This is a genomic window from Streptomyces sp. NPDC058051 (assembly GCF_042885475.1).
GTDB lineage: Bacteria > Actinomycetota > Actinomycetes > Streptomycetales > Streptomycetaceae > Streptomyces.
Window position 1 is genome coordinate 54,979 of the sequence record NZ_JBHVRW010000020.1, and the last position, 18,377, is coordinate 73,355.

Consider the following 18,377-nt stretch of genomic DNA (forward strand, 5'->3'; position numbering starts at 1 on the left):
CCCGCTTCCGGGGGGAGCGGGCCCTCAAGCGTCAGGCGTACCGGTTGCCGCTACTCGGCGGCGAACTTCTCGCTCATCGCGGTGAAGACGTCCTGCGCACCCCGGCCGAGGTGGGGGCCGGCGAGCCAGCCCCAATTCACCGGGCCGATGGAGGTGTTGGAGACCAGCACGAGCTTGCCGTCACTGCCTTCGCTGAACCATCCGCCCCCGGACGAGCCGCCGGTCATGGTGCAGCCGATGCGGTACATCGACGGCTTGCTCGGGCTGATGGAGAGCCTGCCGGGACGGTCGACGCACTTGTGCATGATCAGACCGTTGTACGGCGGTGCGGCGGGGTAGCCCCAGGCGCCCATGGCGCTGATCTTCGCGATCTCGGGGGCGTCGAAGTCGACCGTCAGGGCGTTGCCCACGGTCTCCTCAAGGGACTTGGTGCCCTTCTCGGGCTTCACGTGCAGGACCGCGTAGTCGTAGGGGGCGCCCTCGGCTCCAGTGGGACCACCGTCGGCGAGCCATTCACCGGACGTCGTGGCCCAGTCGGCCCAGTACGAGCCGTACGGAGCGATCTCCTGCGGCTGCGCGTTCTTCAGCGCGGCGGCCGACTTGCCCTTGTCGTTGTACGCGGGCACGAAGATGATGTTGCGGTACCAGCCGCCCTTCGAACCGGCGTGCACGCAGTGTCCGGCGGTCCACACGAGGTTGGACTTGCCAGGGTTCTCCGGGTCCTTGACGACCGTGCCCGAGCAGACCATGGAGCCCTCGGGGGAGTCGAAGAACACCTTGCCGACCGGGGCCGCGTAGTTGTGGTACGGCGTCTTCTCGCGTTCCGCCTGGACCGGGGCGGGCTCCGGGTCGGTGACGCCCTGGTCGCCGGAGACGTCGCCGGCGGCCATGGTCTTCGCCGGATCCTCGGCCGACTTCATCCGGTCGGGCTTCCACAGCCCCTCGATGACCGGGTTGACGAAGTCCTTGGCCTCACGCAGCCAGGTGTCCTTGTCCCAGTCCTTCCACGCGCCGTTCTTCCACTTCTCCGGGTCGACTCCGTGCTTCTTCAGCGTCTCGGCCAGACCGTCGGACAGGGAACCGGCGCTCTCGTCGCCCGTGGAGTCGGTGGCCGCGGGCTTGTCGGCCGCGCTGTCCTCGCTCGGGCCGCAGGCTGTGGCCGTCAGCGCGAGCGCGGCGGCCAGTCCGGTCGCGGCGAGCAGCGGACGTATCGATCGCATGGAAAGAATTCCCCCTGGATTGTCTGAAAGCTCTCTGGATGCTCTGAAAGTGGCATGAGCCTGTCATGCGGTGGTGGCTGGACCAGTGACCACCGACGACGCAGGCCCACCCTATGACGGTGCCGGCCCTGCCCTGCGCCACGCGCCTGGCGCACCGTGGAGAGGCCGGGCCGGGATGCGACAGCAAGGGGCCCCCGACGGGCGGTTGCCGCGCCGCGGGCCCCTGAGATCCCGTCACCCTTGCTCAGGCCGGACCGGTATGACGGTCTGTCGTCACTGGCCCGCGTACTTCTTGCTGACCGACTCGTAGACGCCCTTGGCCTCCTTGCCGAAGCGCGGCCCGGCCAGCCAGCCGGCGGTCACCGGGCCGATGGAGGTGTTCGAGACCAGCGCGGGCTTGCCGTCCTGGCCCTTCGCGACCCATCCGCCACCGGAGGCACCGCCGGTCATGGTGCAGCCGATGCGGTACATCGTCGGGTCCTGAGAGGTCAGCGAGAGCCGGCCGGGCTTGTCCGCGCACTGGAAGGCCTTCTGGCCGTCGTACGGCGGAGCGGCCGGGAAGCCGGTGGCCGTCATGCTGTCGATCTGCGGCACGGCCGGGGCGTTGAAGTCGACCGGCAGCGCGGAGCCCACCGTCTCCTCCAGGGACTTGCCCGTCGATCCCTTCTCCGGCGTGACGTGCAGCACCGCGAAGTCGTACGGGGCGCCCTGCCCGCCGACCGAGGCGCCCTGGGAGATCCACTGGTCGGACGTCTGCGCCCACTGGCCCCACCACACTCCGTAGGGCGCGATCTCCTGCTTGGTCGCCTTCTCCAGCTCGGCCGTCGACAGACCGCTGTTGTTGTACGACGGTACGAAGGCGATGTTGCGGTACCAGCCGCCCTTCTTGCCCGCGTGCACGCAGTGTCCGGCGGTCCACACCAGGTTGGACTTCCCGGGGTGCGCCGGGTCCTTCACCACGGTCGCGGAGCAGACCATGGAGCCCTCGGGGCTGTCGAAGAGCAACTTCCCGGACTCCGCGGCATTGGCGTGGTACGGCGTTTGGACATCGGCGGCCTTGACCGGCGCGGGCGTCGGGTCCGTCACGCCCACGTCACCCGAGATGTCGTTGTCGACCGGCTTCTCGGGCGACTTGTCGGCATCCCGCATCCGGTCCGGATCCCAGAGGTCCTCGATGATCGGGTTGACGAAGTCCTTGGCCTCACGCAGCCAGGTGTCCTTGTCCCAGTTCTTCCACTCGCCGTTCTTCCACTGGTCGAGGTCGATGCCGTGTTCCTTGAGCCGATCCTTCAGATCGTCCGGAATGGTGATCTTGCCGTCCGAGGACTGACCGGCGGAACTGCTCGGCTTGTCACTGGCGTTGTCCTCTTCCGGACCGCAGGCAGTGGCGGTGAGCGCGAGAACCGCGGTGACCGCGGCCACGGCGAACGTCGAGGAGCGTGTGCGACGTGCGCTCCCCTGACGTGCGCTGAGAACAGGTCGAATGAGACGCATCTGGTGATCCCCCTGGGACTTCGTAACTCAACACTTGCGTACTGCACTTCCGAACTTCCGAAGTGCTCCGAGCGACCTGATTCGAACACCCTTTGGGCATCCGGACAGTTGCTCAAGCCCTCCGTGCGGCCCCCACTATGCCGGTGCCGATGGGGACGGCGTGCGGCAGGGCCACGGTTCCGGCTCCGCAAGGATCTTCGGATTTACCCGTGATCCTTCGCGTCCGGCGTCGTTGGTACGTGCGAGGGACTTCGAGGACAGCGCTCATCCCCGTAGTTCGTCCGTGCGCCGGCGTACAGACGTGGAACGCAACTGTTGCAGCGGGAGGACCAACAGCCGTGGCCGTGACCGAACCAGCTCCGGTGGCAGCACCGGCGGTGCATGAGGGCATCCTGCGCCGTCAGTCGCTGCGTGAATCCGCAGCCCGTACCTATGCGCGGTCGCTGCCGATCGTGCCCGTACGGGCCCGTGGGATGACCATCGAGGGCGCGGACGGGCGGAGGTATCTCGACTGTCTCTCCGGCGCGGGCACCCTGGCGCTCGGGCACAACCATCCGGTGGTCCTGGAGGCGATCAAGAAGGTGATCGACTCGGGTGCTCCGCTGCATGTGCTCGACCTCGCCACCCCGGTCAAGGACGCCTTCACCACGGAGCTGTTCGCCACCCTGCCGCGGCAGTTCGCCGACGACGCCCGGATCCAGTTCTGCGGTCCTGCCGGTACGGACGCCGTCGAGGCGGCGTTCAAACTGGTCCGGGCCGCGACCGGCCGCAGCGGACTCCTCGCCTTCACCGGCGCCTACCACGGGATGACGGCAGGAGCCCTTGCCGCATCGGGAGGCGCCGAGGACGTACGGGTGACGCGTCTGCCCTTCCCGCAGAACTACCGCTGCCCCTTCGGCGTCGGCGGCGAGCGCGGCGCGGAGATCGCCGCCCGGTGGACCGAGAACCTCCTGGACGACCCCAAGGGAGGGACACCCGCACCCGCCGGGATGATCCTGGAACCGGTGCAGGGGGAAGGCGGCGTGAACCCCGCCCCCGACGGCTGGATGCGCCGGATGCGCGAGATCACCGCGGCCCGGTCGGTCCCCCTGATCGCCGACGAGGTCCAGACGGGCGTCGGCCGCACCGGTGCCTTCTGGGCGGTCGAGCACAGCGGGATCGTGCCCGATGTGATGGTGCTCTCCAAGGCCATCGGCGGATCCCTCCCGCTCGCGGTGATCGTCTACCGCTCCGGGCTCGACACTTGGCAGCCGGGCGCCCATGCCGGCACCTTCCGGGGCAACCAGCTGGCGATGGCCGCGGGTGCGGCCACGCTCGCCTTCGTGCGGGAGAACCACCTCGCCGAGCGCGCCGCGACGCTCGGCGCCCGGATCGTCGCACGCCTCCAGGCACTGGCCACGGACCACCCGTCCATCGGGGACGTCCGCGGACGGGGCCTGATGATCGGGGTGGAGCTCGTCGACCCCGAGGCCGCCGCGCCGGGCGACAGTCCCGAGCCACCACCCGCCCCGGCCCTCGCGCATGCCGTCCAACAGGAGTGCCTGCGCCGCGGACTCATCGTCGAACTCGGTGGGCGCCACTCCACCGTCGTACGCCTCCTCCCGCCCCTCACCCTCACCGACGAACAGGCAACAGCGGTCGTGGACCGCCTCGCCGACGCCCTGGCAGCCGCCGAGCGCCTGCCGTACCGCCGGACCACGACCGGGTCGCTCCGCTGACCCCGGACACGATCGCAAGGAAGATCGCCGTGAACCCCACCCCCGCGCCCCAGGCCGACGGCCCTCCCCCCACCCCTCAGCGAGGACAGGCCGGGCTCACCGGCAATCTCGTCGTCGAGCAGACCACCGTGCCGCGCCAGAAGGCGGCGCCGCACGACGGACGACACCTCTCGCACGCCGCGCTCACCTGCGCGGCACCCGCCGACCTCCTCGATCATCCGGACCCGCTGCGGGCGGCCGACACGGCGGGCGTCGAGAACCTGCTCCGCTGCTGGGTCCGGGAGAGCGACCTGTCCCAGCCCGACGGCGAGACCCTCCGCATCCCGCTCCCCGCCACCGGAACGGCTCTGCTCGTCCCCGTCCTCTACTGGTCCGCCACCGGCTGGCACCGCTTCGCGATGCCCACCCTGGAGGGGGCGCCCGAAGGAGCGCCGCCCACCGACGCCGTCACGATCGCCGCTCTCCTGAACCGAGAGGCCGACGGCCACGAGGGTGCCGACATGGTGGCCCGGGTCGCCGACTCGGTACGGCGGACAGCCGCCTTCATCGCCGACCGGCGCCGCGACCCCGGTATTCCGTCCGAAGCGGATCTCTTCCTCACCGCCGAGCAGTCGCTTCTCCTCGGGCATCCGCTCCACCCCACGCCCAAGAGCAGAGAGGGCCTCTCCGACTCCGAAGCCCGCCTCTACTCACCCGAGTTGCACGGTTCCTTCCCGCTGCACTGGATGGCCGTCCACCGGTCCGTGCTCGCCACCGACTCCGCCTGGACCGATCGAGGCCGTCCCGTGTCGGCCACCGAACTGATCACCCCGTACGCCGAGGGACTACGGCTCCCCGACGACACCGCACCGCTTCCGCTCCACCCCTGGCAGGCGCGCGAACTCGGACACCGGCCCGAGGCCGCCGCCCTGCTCGCTGCCGGACTCCTCCACGACCTCGGGCCGCACGGCAAGCGCTGGCACCCCACCTCCTCCGTCCGTACCGTGCACCGGCCCGGTGCCGAGGTCATGCTCAAGCTCTCCCTCGGCGTCCGCATCACCAACTCCCGCCGTGAGAATCTCCGCAAGGAACTCCACCGCGGGGTGGAGGTCCACCGGCTGCTCCGCAGCGGGATCGCCGCGCAGTGGCACGCCGTGCACCCGGCGTTCGACATCGTCCGCGACCCCGCCTGGCTGGCCGTCGACAGCCCGGACGGCACCCCCGTCGCAGGTCTCGACGTGATGCTCCGCCACAACCCGTTCGGGCCGTACGACGACGCGGTCTGCATCGCCGCGCTCACCGCCCCGCGCCCCTGGCCGGGCCGGACGGGCATGCACTCACGCCTCGCCGAGATCGTCATCTCCCTGGCCGCTGCCACCGGCAGAGCGGTGGCGGCGGTGGCCACCGAGTGGTTCCTGCGCTACCTCGACCGCGTCGTGCACCCCGTGCTCTGGCTCGATGCCCACGCGGGCGTGGCCCTCGAAGCCCACCAGCAGAACACCCTCGTGCTGCTCGATCACCACGGCTGGCCCGTCGGCGGCCGGTACCGCGACAACCAGGGCTACTACTTCCGGGAGTCGCACCGTGCGGCACTGGAGCGCAGGCTCCCCGGCATCGGCTCGGCCAGCGACACCTTCGTCTCCGACGCGGTCACCGACGAGCGCTTCGCCTACTACCTGGGCATCAACAATGTGTTCGGCCTGATCGGAGCCTTCGGTGCCCAGCGCCTCGCGGACGAGCAGCTGCTCATCGCCGCGTTCCGCCGGTTCCTCCACACCGCCGCCGCGCTCGGCTCCCCGCTGCCCGCACACCTGCTGGAGCACTCCCAGCTGCGGTGCAAAGCCAACCTGCTGACCCGACTGCACGGACTCGACGAACTCGTCGGGCCTGTCGACACCCAGTCCGTCTACGTCACCATTGCCAACCCCCTGTGTGCCTGAGGGAACATGACCAACGGCTGAACGGCCGAGAGGAGAGCGACACCGTGGCTCCCGCCGATGCGCACACCGATGCCGGTACCGGGTCCGCCCCCCAGGCCGACACGGGCGCCGAGGACACCCTGGACCTGCCGCTCTCCGAAGAACTCCTCGCCCTGTTCGGAGAGGACACGTCGGCCACCCCGGCCTTTTCCCTGCCGCTGGACACCTCCGCGTCGTCCCACCCGGACGGCGCGGGGCCGGCCGCGACAACACGGACCGTCACGAGCAGGCGGGTCGCCTCGGATCTCCTGGACGACCCGGCCGGCTGGGGCCCGGTCACCACCCCGGCCGGAGTGTTCCAGCTCGTCCCCGTGCGACTGGAACGCGATGTCACGGCGATCAGCCGCTGGATGAACGACCCCGCAGTCGCCGCATTCTGGGAACTGGCCGGACCCGAAACCGTCACAGCCGACCACCTCCGCCCCCAACTCGACGGTGACGGACGCAGCGTCCCCTGCCTCGGCGTGCTGGCGGGCGTACCCATGAGCTACTGGGAGCTCTACCGCGCGGATCTCGACCCGCTGGCGCGTCACTACCCCGCGCGACCGCACGACACCGGAATCCACCTTCTCATCGGTGGAGTGAACGACCGCGGACGCGGGGTCGGTACGACCCTGCTCCGCGCGGTCTCCGACCTCGTGCTCGACAACCGTCCCCTGTGCGCGCGTGTGGTGGCGGAACCCGACCTGCGCAACACCCCCTCCGTGTCCGCCTTCCTCAGCGCAGGCTTCCGCTTCTCCGCGGAGGTCGAACTCCCCGACAAACGAGCCGCCCTCATGGTCCGCGACCGAAACCACCGTGCCCACCTATGAGCGAACTCCTGCATCGCACACACCGCTCCAACCCCGTTGGTTCCATCCCGAGGAGTCACCGTGCCGAAATATCCTGCGCGCCACGATTCACATGATTCAGCGGAGCCATCCGGCCTGCTCCGCACACCAGAACTGAACCGGACCGTCTGGGACGCGGCCGCCGCCCGGCTGCTCGCGAAGATGCTCGGCGAATTCGCCTACGAGGAGGTCATCGAGCCGGTCCGGGGGGCCGACGGGGACGAGACGTACGCCCTTGGGCTGGACGACGGCGGAACCCTGAGCTTCCGCGCCCGGCGAGGCGTGTACGGCAGCTGGCACATCACCCCCGACTCGATTCGGGAGACACACCGGAGCGCCCGGGAGGCGCCGGCCGAGTCGACGCGGGGAATCGTCGCGGGTGTACATGCCGAGGCCGCGCCCGCCGAGTCGACGCGGGGAATCGTCCCGGGCACCCCCGCCGAGCCCGCACCCACCGAGCCCGCACCCACCGAGGCCGCACCCGACGAGCCCGCACCCGACCCGGACACCGGAACCACCCCGTTCCGTGACCCGCTGCGGTTCCTCGCCCGCTCCCGTGAACTCCTCGGGATCGACGGCGCCACCCTGGGCCACCTCATCCGAGAGATCACCACCACCCTGGCGGCAGACGCCAGGCTGGACCACACCGCGCTTTCCGCCGCCCGGCTGGCCGATCTCGACTACGCCGAGCTGGAAGGGCACCAGACAGGCCACCCCTGGCTCGTCGCCAACAAGGGACGCCTCGGCTTCTCCGCCACCGACGCCTCCCGCTACACCCCCGAGGCCCGCAAGCCGGTCAGGCTGCCCTGGATCGCCGTCTCCACCCGGATCGCCGCCTACCGCGGGGTGGCCGCCCTGGCCACCCCCGAGCAGTTGTACGCGAAGGAGCTCGACCCGTCGGTCCGCGCATCCTTCGCCGCAGTGCTCCGCGCCCGCGACCTCGATCCCGGCGGTTACCTCTGCCTTCCCGTGCACCCCTGGCAATGGGACGAATGGATTGTTCCGGTCTTCGCCCCGGCCATCGCCGCCGGCGACATCGTTCCGCTCCACTCCGACGCCGACCTCCGGCTGCCGCAGCAGTCCATCCGCACGTTCGCCAATGTGGCCCGCCTCGACCGCCACACGGTCAAACTGCCCCTGTCGATCCTCAACACGCTTGTCTGGCGCGGGCTGCCGACCGAGCGCACGCTCGCCGCCCCCGCCGTCACCGCCTGGGTCCAGGGACTGTGCGACCGGGACACGTTTCTGCGCGACACCTGTGGGGTCATCCTGCTCGGTGAGGTGGCGTCCGTGACCGTCGAGCATCCGCTCTACGACCACCTCCCGGAGACTCCGTACCAGTTCAAGGAGATCCTCGGCGCGATCTGGCGAGAACCCCTCCAGCCCCGGCTCGCGCCGGGCGAACGGGCCCGGACTCTCGCCTCCCTGCTCCACACCGATCCGCAGGGACGCGCCTTCACGGCCGAGCTCGTCGCGCGCTCGGGGCTGACGCCCACCGCATGGCTGACCCGGCTCTTCGCCGCGCTGATCCCGCCGCTGCTGCACTTCCTCTACCGCTACGGCACCGTGTTCTCCCCGCACGGCGAGAACGCCATCGTCGTCTTCGACGACCAGGACGTTCCGGTGCGGCTGGCGATCAAGGACTTCGTCGACGATGTGAACGTCAGCGCCCAGCGGCTGCCGGAGCACGATTCGATGCCGGAGGACGTGCGCCGCATCCTGCTCGCCGAGGAGCCCTCTTTCCTCACCCAGTTCATCCACGCCGGGCTGTTCGTCGGCGTCTTCCGTTTCCTGTCCCCGCTGTGCGAGGAGCAGCTGGGAGTTCCGGAGGCCGGTTTCTGGTCACTCGTACGGGCCGAGGTCCTGCGCTACCACGCCCGCTTTCCGGAACTGAAGGACCGGTTCGAGATGTTCGACATGCTGACACCACGCATCGAGCGCCTGTGTCTGAACCGCAACCGCCTGCACGTGGACGGGTACCGGGACCGCCCGCGGCGCCCGCACGCCGCCATCCACGGGACCGTTCCCAACCCGCTCCATTCCTCCGCCTGAGTCCGGGAGTGATCGCCGTTGTCAGTGGTGCCCCGTAGGGTGGTCGGGCTATGACGAAGCCATCCCTCTCCGAGCTCCTCCACGCCGCCGTGACCGCCGTCGGCGGTACGGAACGGCCCGGCCAGGCCGCCATGGCCGAGGCTGTGGCCGAGGCTGTCGACGACCAAGCCCATCTGCTCGTCCAAGCCGGTACCGGCACGGGCAAATCCCTCGGCTACATGGTTCCCGCCCTGGCACACGGGGAGCGGGTCGTGGTGGCGACGGCGACCCTGGCGCTCCAGCGCCAGCTTGTGGAGCGCGACCTTCCGCGTACGGTCGACGCGCTGCATCCGCTGCTGCGCCGGCGCCCCCAGTTCGCCATGCTCAAGGGCCGTTCGAACTACCTCTGTCTGCACCGGCTCCACGAAGGAGTGCCGCAGGACGAGGAGGAGGGACTTTTCGACCCGTTCGAGGCGGCGGCACCGTCGAGCAAACTCGGCCAGGATCTGCTGCGGCTGCGGGACTGGTCGGACGAGACCGAGACGGGCGATCGCGACGACCTCACTCCCGGTGTGTCCGACCGGGCCTGGGCGCAGGTCTCCGTGTCCTCGCGCGAGTGCCTGGGCGCGAGCAAGTGCGCGTACGGCGCGGAGTGCTTCGCCGAGCAGGCCCGTGAGCGGGCCAAGCTCGCCGATGTCGTCGTCACCAACCACGCCCTCCTCGCCATCGACGCCATCGAGGGCGCTCCGGTGCTCCCGCAGCATGAGGTACTGATCGTCGACGAGGCTCATGAGCTGGTCTCCAGGGTCACGGGAGTGGCCACCGGCGAGCTCACTCCCGGCCAGGTCAACCGCGCGGTGCGACGAGCGGCGAAGCTCGTCAACGAGAAGGCGGCCGACGCCCTGCAGACGGCGTCGGAGGGCTTCGAGCGAGTGATGGAGCTGGCACTCCCGGGCCGTCTGGAAGAGGTCCCCGAGGATCTCGGCTACGCACTGCTGGCGCTCCGCGACGCGGCGCGCACGGTGATCTCGGCCCTGGGCTCCACCCGTGACAAGTCCGTGCAGGACGAGGACGCCGTCCGCAAGCAGGCGCTCGCATCGGTGGAGACGATCCACGGTGTCGCGGAGCGCATCACCCAGGGCTCCGAGTACGACGTCGTCTGGTACGAGCGTCATGACCGCTTCGGCGCTTCGCTGCGGGTCGCGCCGCTCTCCGTCTCCGGACTTCTGCGCGAGAAACTCTTCGCCGACCGTTCCGTCGTCCTCACCTCGGCCACGCTCAAGCTCGGCGGAGATTTCAACGGGGTGGGCGCGTCACTCGGACTCGCTCCCGAAGGGACGGTGGGCGAGGACATTCCGCAGTGGAAGGGACTCGACGTCGGATCGCCGTTCGACTACCCGAAGCAGGGAATCCTGTACGTGGCCAGGCATCTGGCCACGCCGGGCCGCGAGGGTTCCCGGACCGACATGCTGGATGAGCTCGCCGAACTGGTGGAGGCGGCGGGCGGGCGCACTCTCGGGCTGTTCTCGTCCATGAGGGCGGCCCAGGGAGCCGCCGAGGAGCTGCGGGGCCGACTCGACAAGCCGATCCTGCTTCAGGGCGAGGAAACGCTGGGAGAGCTGATCAAGAACTTCGCCGCGGATCCAGAGACCTGCCTGTTCGGCACGCTGTCGCTCTGGCAGGGCGTCGATGTGCCCGGGGCCAGCTGCCAACTGGTGGTCATGGACAGGATCCCGTTTCCGCGGCCGGACGATCCGCTGATGAGCGCACGCCAGAAGGCGGTCGAGGAGGCGGGAGGCAATGGATTCATGGCTGTCGCGGCCACGCATGCCGCGCTGCTGATGGCTCAGGGCGCCGGCCGTCTCGTACGGGCCACGGGCGACAAGGGAGTGGTCGCGGTACTTGATCCGCGGCTGGCCAACGCCAGGTACGGCAGCTATCTGCGGGCCTCGCTGCCGGACTTCTGGTTCACAACCGACCGCAACCAGGCACGCCGCTCACTCGCGGCCATCGACGCGGCGGCCAAGGCCAACGGCCAGTAGCGCCGCCCGGTGCCTGCGGGCACGGGCAGGCCCCGGGATCGGCGCAGTGGATCCCGGGGCCCGGTCGGAACCGGCGAGTCTTCACACCCGCCGCAGCACGGCCACCACCTTGCCGAGAATCGTTGCCTCGTCGCCCGGGATCGGCTGGTACGCGGAGTTGTGCGGGAGCAGCCATACATGGCCGTCCTCCCGCTTGAAGCGCTTCACCGTGGCCTCGCCGTCCAGCATGGCCGCCACGATGTCGCCGTTCTCCGCGACGGGCTGGCGGCGCACCGTGACCCAGTCGCCGTCACAGATCGCTGCCTCGATCATCGAGTCACCGACGACCTTGAGCACGAACAGCTCACCGTCGCCGACCAACTGGCGGGGGAGCGGGAAGACATCCTCGACCGATTCCTCCGCGAGGATGGGGCCACCGGCTGCGATCCGGCCGACGAGCGGCACATACGACGCTGCGGGCTTTCCCGTGGTGTCGGTGGGCTGCGAGCTGGGCTGGTCCGAACCGCGGACCTCGTACGCCCGGGGGCGATGGGGGTCGCGGCGGAGGAACCCCTTGCGCTCCAGGGCCATCAGCTGGTGGGCTACCGAGGACGTGCTGGACAGCCCCACCGCCTGACCGATCTCCCGCATCGAGGGCGGGTACCCCCGCCGCTGCACGGAATCCCGGATCACCTCGATCACTCGCCGCTGCCGGTCCGTGAGCCCCGAGCTGTCCGCCCGGATGCCTGGAGGTCGGCCGGGCATCGAGCGCGCTGGGCGCACGGGCTCGGGCCCCTCCGTGTTCGTGACTGAGTCATTCATGGCATGCACCGGCTCGAGTCGGCTCTGGGAGCGGTCCTGGGCAGTGATGGTGGCACTGTCTGCGGTGGTGGTGGTCACGTCGGCCCCTCTCGAATGGTCTCCCTAGCTGGACAACGGTAGTAGCTTTCGAAAGGTTGCGCCAAACACACGTTCGAGTGAAAAACGAATAAAAGTCTGTCGTGTGTTCACCGCTGGGTGTATGCGATGGCCGGAGTGGGCGGACCTGTTCGGTGCGGCCTCTTCGGGCCGACCGGCAATTCGGACTATTACGCTAGCGGTCGCCGACTCCGCGGTGTCATGGGGGGTGGCTTCCGTGTCGCCGCGGGGTGGCCTCTGTGTCGTCACGGGGGTGGTCTTCGCGTCGCCGGTGCGGGTGGCCTCTGTGCTGTTGTCCGGGTCCGACGGTGTGCGGCCCGCGATCCTGGCGGCCGCGCGGTTCCCGTACCCTCGTGCTCGGCCGTACGCTGCCTGCGGTTCGCCCGCGCCGCGCGACACGCGCCAGGGGTGAAAGCGAGGCCAAACCCAAGATCTAGTGGTTGGATTGTTCCAGCCGCCCAGAAGTTGTGGTCCCCCGTCCGTCGGGGGTGCGGCCATCGCCTATGCTTGTGACTGCTTCGAAGGGTTCTGACGGACCCCGAGAGGCTATTCAGTCGTGCTGTGAAGGAGGGTTGGGAGCCATGCACTGCCCCTTCTGCAGGCACCCCGACAGCCGGGTCGTCGACAGTCGCACCACGGATGACGGGACGTCGATCCGGCGCCGCCGCCAGTGCCCCGACTGCTCCCGCCGTTTCACGACGGTGGAGACCTGCTCGCTGATGGTGGTGAAGCGCAGCGGTGTGACCGAACCCTTCAGCCGTACCAAGGTCATCTCCGGCGTGCGCAAGGCATGTCAGGGGCGGCCCGTCACCGAGGACGCCCTCGCCAAGCTCGGCCAGCGGGTCGAGGAGGCGGTGCGCGCCACCGGCAGTGCCGAGCTGACCACCCATGACGTGGGTCTGGCCATCCTCGGCCCCCTGCAGGAACTCGACCTCGTCGCGTACCTGCGCTTCGCGTCCGTGTACCGGGCGTTCGACACACTTGAGGACTTCGAGGCCGCCATCGCGGAACTCCGCGTGCGACGGCCTCCCGCGGAGGAGCGCGGGAAGGGCGAGACCCTTGAGGTCCCCGTTCCCGCCGTCACCGCCGACTGAGCGGCACCGGCCGATCGGCACGGGCCCGTGATCGGCGACAGGGCGGCTGCATGGAGACCCGCTCCGGACGCTGTGGGTGGCATCCGAAGTATCAGAGACAGACTGTGCCCCGGGAAGTTCTGGGCACTTCAGGGCGTTTTTGCCCACATATGGGAGGCGGCATGACAGAGACGGCGAGCGGCCCGGCACGAGGTTCCCGAGCCAAGGGAGCCAAGTCGAGCAAGGGTCTGCGTATCGAGCGCATCCACACCACCCCCGGCGTACATCCGTACGACGAGGTGACGTGGGAGCGCCGTGACGTCGTCATGACCAACTGGCGCGACGGCTCGATCAACTTCGAGCAGCGTGGCGTCGAGTTCCCCGGCTTCTGGTCGGTGAACGCGGTCAACATCGTCACCAGCAAGTACTTCCGCGGGGCCGTCGGCACCCCGCAGCGCGAGACCGGTCTGCGGCAGCTGATCGACCGGATCGTGAAGACGTACCGCAAGGCCGGCGAGGACCACGGCTACTTCGCCTCTCCCGCGGACGCCGAGATCTTCGAGCACGAGCTGTCGTACGCACTCCTGCACCAGATCTTCAGTTTCAACTCACCGGTGTGGTTCAACGTCGGTACGCCCCAGCCGCAGCAGGTGTCCGCCTGCTTCATCCTGTCCGTCGACGACTCCATGGAGTCGATCCTCGACTGGTACAAGGAAGAGGGCATGATCTTCAAGGGCGGTTCCGGTGCCGGCCTGAACCTCTCCCGTATCCGCTCCTCCAAGGAGCTGCTCTCCTCCGGTGGCAACGCCTCCGGCCCGGTCTCCTTCATGCGTGGTGCCGACGCCTCCGCCGGAACGATCAAGTCCGGTGGTGCCACCCGACGCGCGGCCAAGATGGTCATTCTCGATGTCGACCACCCCGACATCGAGAACTTCATCGAGACCAAGGTGAAGGAGGAGGAGAAGATCCGCGCCCTGCGCGACGCGGGCTTCGACATGGACCTGGGCGGCGACGACATCACGTCCGTCCAGTACCAGAACGCCAACAACTCGGTCCGGGTGAACGACGACTTCATGAAGGCCGTGGAGTCCGGCGGCAAGTTCGGCCTGCGCGCCCGGATGACCGGTGACGTCATCGAAGAGGTCGAGGCCAAGTCCCTCTTCCGCAAGATGGCCGAGGCGGCCTGGGCCTGCGCCGACCCGGGTATCCAGTACGACGACACGATCAACCACTGGCACACGTGCCCCGAGTCCGGCCGGATCAACGGCTCGAACCCCTGCAGCGAGTACATGCACCTGGACAACACCTCGTGCAACCTGGCCTCGCTGAACCTGATGAAGTTCCTCAAGGACGACGGTGAGGGCAGCCAGTCCTTCGAGTCCGAGCGCTTCGCCAAGGTCGTCGAGCTGGTCATCACCGCGATGGACATCTCCATCTGCTTCGCCGACTTCCCGACCCAGAAGATCGGCGAGAACACCCGCGCCTTCCGTCAGCTGGGCATCGGGTACGCGAATCTCGGCGCCCTGCTGATGGCGACGGGCCACGCGTACGACAGCGACGGCGGCCGGGCCCTGGCCGGTGCCATCACCTCGCTGATGACCGGCACCTCGTACCGGCGCTCCGCCGAGCTCGCCGCGGTCGTGGGCCCGTACGACGGCTACGCCCGCAACGCGGAACCGCACCAGCGCGTGATGAAGCAGCACGCCGATGCCAACGCCGTGGCCGTCCACGTGGACGACCTGGACAACCCGATCTGGGCCGCCGCGACGGAGGCCTGGCAGGACGTGCTGCGCCTCGGCGCGAAGAACGGTTTCCGCAACGCCCAGGCCTCGGTCATCGCGCCCACCGGCACCATCGGTCTCGCGATGTCCTGCGACACCACCGGTCTTGAGCCCGACCTCGCCCTGGTCAAGTTCAAGAAGCTGGTCGGCGGCGGCTCGATGCAGATCGTCAACGGCACCGTTCCGCAGGCCCTGCGCCGCCTGGGCTACCAGGAGGAGCAGATCGAGGCGATCGTCGCCCACATCGCCGAGCACGGCAATGTGATCGACGCCCCCGGCCTGAAGACCGAGCACTACGAGGTCTTCGACTGTGCGATGGGTGAGCGTTCCATCTCCGCGATGGGCCACGTGCGGATGATGGCCGCGATCCAGCCGTGGATCTCCGGCGCGCTCTCCAAGACGGTGAACCTGCCGGAGACGGCCACCGTCGAGGACGTCGAAGAGGTCTACTTCGAGGCGTGGAAGATGGGCGTCAAGGCGCTCGCGATCTACCGTGACAACTGCAAGGTCGGCCAGCCCCTCTCCGCGAAGACCAAGGAGAAGGAGAAGGCCGCAACGGATGCGGTCACCGCCAAGGCCGAGGAGACCATCCGCGGCGCGGTCGAGAAGGTCGTCGAGTACCGCCCGGTCCGCAAGCGCCTTCCCAAGGGGCGTCCCGGCATCACCACCTCCTTCACGGTGGGTGGCGCCGAGGGTTACATGACCGCCAATTCCTACCCGGACGACGGTCTCGGCGAGGTCTTCCTGAAGATGTCCAAGCAGGGCTCCACCCTCGCGGGCATGATGGACGCCTTCTCCATCGCCGTCTCGGTCGGTCTGCAGTACGGCGTCCCGCTGGAGACGTACGTCTCGAAGTTCACCAACATGCGCTTCGAGCCGGCCGGTATGACGGACGACCCGGACGTGCGGATGGCGCAGTCGATCGTCGACTACATCTTCCGCCGCCTCGCGCTGGACTTCCTGCCCTTCGAGACGCGCTCGGCTCTCGGCATCCACTCGGCCGAAGAACGTCAGCGTCACCTCGACACCGGTTCGTACGAGCCCTCCCTGGAGGACGACGAGCTGGACGTCGAAGCCCTGGCCCAGTCCGCACCGGTGCGGACGGAGCCTCTGAAGGCGGTGGCGGCGGTGCAGGAGGCCGAGACGCCGGCCCCGAGGACGGCGCACACCTCGGCGGAGCTCGTCGAGATGCAGCTGGGCATCAGCGCGGACGCGCCGCTCTGCTTCTCCTGCGGTACGAAGATGCAGCGCGCAGGGTCCTGCTACATCTGCGAGGGATGCGGTTCGACCAGCGGTTGCAGCTGAAACAGCGGGGAACGGCGGTGGGTACGCCGTCCGCGTAGGCAGCACCTGTAGCTGAGCGGTTCACGAAGGGGACCGGCCACCGGCCGGTCCCCTTCGTGCTGCACAAGGGGCGCGTGCCGCGTCCCTTGTGCCGTGGGGTGTGTCACGCCCCGGTCGGACGGTTGCCCATCGTCTCGGCGAAGGAACCGGGGTCTCCGTCGAAGCCCCGGACCGCCCTGTGGAACTCCCAGACGCCCGAGGCGTTGCGGATGAACTCGGCGACTGTCGCGGCGGTGGCGGCGCCGACCGAGGAGAAGTCGTCCTCCGAGAGATTCGTGTAGCCCTCCCGGACCTGTACGCCGGTGTTCGCTATCTCGGCGAATGTCCTGTGGCCGTCACGCTGCTGAATGGCGACTCCGACGACGACCCGGGTGTAGGCGGTCGACAACCGGTTCAGCTCCAGAGTCATGACCTCGTCGAAGCCGAGGCCCTGGCCGTTCCTGCTGTCGCGGTTGAGGATGATGGTGCCGTCCGGGGAACGGCTGTCGAAGTGCACGAGGTACACGGGGCTGCCGTACGGCGCCTCCGCGGCATACGTCGCGGCGATGATGTCGAGGTCATGGGCCGGGGATCCCAGCGGGCTGGGATCCCATTTGAGGCTGACTACGACCTTCTGGATGTCCTTGTTGGGCGTGCTCATCGGACCTGCCTCCCTGGCTTGCCGCCGGGCCGTCGTCGGGCTGTTCATACCACCCGATCATGTCCGTAAGTGGCGTGGGATCCAACCGCGTTGGCAGTCGACGACGGAATCGGGCCACTGCCGCTCCGGTGGCTCAGCGCGGAATGAGGCGCGGTGGTCTCTGCCGGACCTCCTCGCGGAAGGGCTCGATGGCACTGCTGTGACCTGACGCATGAGATGGGTGTGCTCGATGCGGTCGAGACAGAGGCAGTTGTGGGCCACGCTGTCCGGTTCGAAGGCGAAGCGGAGCGTCATCAGAGGGTTGACGAAGAGTTCGCCCCCTCGGGGTCGGGACGTGAACTGGACGTCTCCGAAGGCTCCCTGGACGACTGTGGCGATCGATCCGTTGACGATGCCGGGGTGGTCCGGCGCGTGGTCCCGGGCGTGCGCCGCCGCGTCGGCGAAGAGGGTGCCCTCACGTGTCGTACGGGGTACGGCGAACGCGCCGAGGAAGGAGCCGTCGCGTCCGAGAGCGGCGATGTTCTCCGGTACGAGGCCGTGACTCACCCCGTGGTACGCGTCGACACCGAAGCCGATCGACACGACCAGGCGTTCCGGCAGGCCGATCGCGGTCTGCGATTCCAGCCATGGATTCGGGCGTACTCCGTCAGAGCGTGACCCGTGCCACGTTCAGCACCGTACGATGGCGCGGTGCTGGTCAAGTGGATTCGTTGCACCGTGGTGGACCGTCGAGGTTTTGAACGGGAACAGCGTAAGTGGGCGGGGCTGCTGGGTGAGCCGGGGTTCAGGGGACAGGCAGGCGGGTGGAGCCGAGGGCATCCCGAAGTGGCGCACGTCTTCGCCTTCTGGGACAACCGCGTCTTCTACGACTCGTTCATGGCGCGCGCGCACGACCGGTTGGCTGCCGCGCAGTCCGGCACGTACAGCGACATCCAGGTCAAACTGTTCGAGTACCGCTTCGATGTGAAGACCGGCTTCGAGCCCCGCTTCACCGATGCCGATGTCGTCAGGGTGGCGCACAGCAAGGTGCACGAGGACAGGGCCGACCACTTCGTGCTGATGCAGGAGAGGGTGTGGAATCCGGCGATGGCCGGATCGCCCGGCATGCTCCGAGGAGTGTTCGGGGAGGCGCCGGGACACGAGTTCCTCGTGTTGTCCATGTGGCAGTCGAGCGCCGAGCGTGGCAAGTACCGGGCGGGGAGCATCGACCGTCTGACACAACGGGCGCAGACCGAGGACGACGTGGCGGCGATATCGGGGGACGTCGTGCAGCTCGAACCGTCCTGGACGGTGTGATCGCCGGATACGGCTCGGAACGGACGGCGCGGTGCGACACGGTACGGCGCGGT

At 68.9% G+C, this 18,377-nt stretch carries 13 protein-coding genes; 8 read left to right on the forward strand and 5 right to left on the reverse strand.

Annotated features, from left to right (window positions below):
• Positions 1-50: 50 nt before the first annotated feature.
• Both ACFVUT_RS27165 and ACFVUT_RS27170 read right to left on the reverse strand, forming a co-directional pair.
• On the reverse strand, positions 51-1,220 hold the full coding sequence (locus ACFVUT_RS27165) for a trypsin-like serine peptidase (RefSeq protein WP_389654505.1): 1,170 nt from the start codon (positions 1,218-1,220) through the stop codon (positions 51-53).
• Positions 1,221-1,493: 273 nt separating this feature from the next.
• Complete coding sequence (locus ACFVUT_RS27170; RefSeq protein ID WP_389654507.1) at positions 1,494-2,714, reverse strand: trypsin-like serine peptidase; 1,221 nt, start codon at positions 2,712-2,714, stop codon at positions 1,494-1,496.
• A 338-nt stretch (positions 2,715-3,052) separates the two neighbouring features.
• Here ACFVUT_RS27170 and ACFVUT_RS27175 point away from each other — a divergent pair, with 338 nt between their 5' ends.
• The 5 genes from ACFVUT_RS27175 to ACFVUT_RS27195 are packed head-to-tail and all read left to right on the forward strand — an operon-like array spanning position 3,053 to position 11,293.
• Positions 3,053-4,432 carry a diaminobutyrate--2-oxoglutarate transaminase family protein gene (locus ACFVUT_RS27175; protein ID WP_389654509.1) on the forward strand — a complete coding sequence of 460 codons (1,380 nt, stop codon included), beginning with the start codon at positions 3,053-3,055 and terminating at the stop codon, positions 4,430-4,432.
• 29 nt (positions 4,433-4,461) lie between these two features.
• Positions 4,462-6,351: an IucA/IucC family protein gene (locus tag ACFVUT_RS27180; RefSeq protein WP_389654510.1), complete on the forward strand. Its 1,890-nt coding sequence runs from the start codon at positions 4,462-4,464 to the stop codon at positions 6,349-6,351.
• 44 nt (positions 6,352-6,395) lie between these two features.
• Positions 6,396-7,202 (forward strand): GNAT family N-acetyltransferase, encoded by an 807-nt coding sequence (locus ACFVUT_RS27185; RefSeq protein ID WP_389654511.1) that lies wholly within the window; start codon positions 6,396-6,398, stop codon positions 7,200-7,202.
• A 60-nt stretch (positions 7,203-7,262) separates the two neighbouring features.
• The gene (locus tag ACFVUT_RS27190; protein ID WP_389654513.1) at positions 7,263-9,272 is read left to right on the forward strand and encodes an IucA/IucC family protein; all 2,010 of its coding nucleotides are present in this window, start codon (positions 7,263-7,265) and stop codon (positions 9,270-9,272) included.
• Positions 9,273-9,322: 50 nt separating this feature from the next.
• A complete protein-coding gene (locus ACFVUT_RS27195; RefSeq protein WP_389654515.1) occupies positions 9,323-11,293 on the forward strand; it encodes an ATP-dependent DNA helicase in 1,971 nt (656 codons plus the stop codon).
• An 81-nt stretch (positions 11,294-11,374) separates the two neighbouring features.
• Here ACFVUT_RS27195 and lexA read toward each other — a convergent pair whose 3' ends face one another.
• Positions 11,375-12,172 carry a transcriptional repressor LexA gene (lexA, locus tag ACFVUT_RS27200; protein ID WP_389654517.1) on the reverse strand — a complete coding sequence of 266 codons (798 nt, stop codon included), beginning with the start codon at positions 12,170-12,172 and terminating at the stop codon, positions 11,375-11,377.
• Between the two features lie 599 nt (positions 12,173-12,771).
• Between lexA and nrdR the strand changes: the two genes are divergently transcribed.
• Positions 12,772-13,284 (forward strand): transcriptional regulator NrdR, encoded by a 513-nt coding sequence (nrdR, locus tag ACFVUT_RS27205; RefSeq protein ID WP_389654519.1) that lies wholly within the window; start codon positions 12,772-12,774, stop codon positions 13,282-13,284.
• A gap of 161 nt (positions 13,285-13,445) precedes the next feature.
• Complete coding sequence (locus ACFVUT_RS27210; protein ID WP_389654521.1) at positions 13,446-16,349, forward strand: vitamin B12-dependent ribonucleotide reductase; 2,904 nt, start codon at positions 13,446-13,448, stop codon at positions 16,347-16,349.
• Between the two features lie 142 nt (positions 16,350-16,491).
• Here the strand turns inward: ACFVUT_RS27210 and ACFVUT_RS27215 are convergent, their stop codons facing one another.
• Both ACFVUT_RS27215 and ACFVUT_RS27220 read right to left on the reverse strand, forming a co-directional pair.
• Positions 16,492-17,028, reverse strand: coding sequence for a TerD family protein (locus ACFVUT_RS27215; RefSeq protein ID WP_389654523.1), 537 nt, complete (start codon positions 17,026-17,028; stop codon positions 16,492-16,494).
• A 57-nt stretch (positions 17,029-17,085) separates the two neighbouring features.
• Positions 17,086-17,610, reverse strand: coding sequence for a hypothetical protein (locus tag ACFVUT_RS27220; protein ID WP_389654525.1), 525 nt, complete (start codon positions 17,608-17,610; stop codon positions 17,086-17,088).
• 108 nt (positions 17,611-17,718) lie between these two features.
• Here ACFVUT_RS27220 and ACFVUT_RS27225 point away from each other — a divergent pair, with 108 nt between their 5' ends.
• Positions 17,719-18,324 carry a YdbC family protein gene (locus tag ACFVUT_RS27225; protein WP_389654527.1) on the forward strand — a complete coding sequence of 202 codons (606 nt, stop codon included), beginning with the start codon at positions 17,719-17,721 and terminating at the stop codon, positions 18,322-18,324.
• Positions 18,325-18,377: the final 53 nt, after the last annotated feature.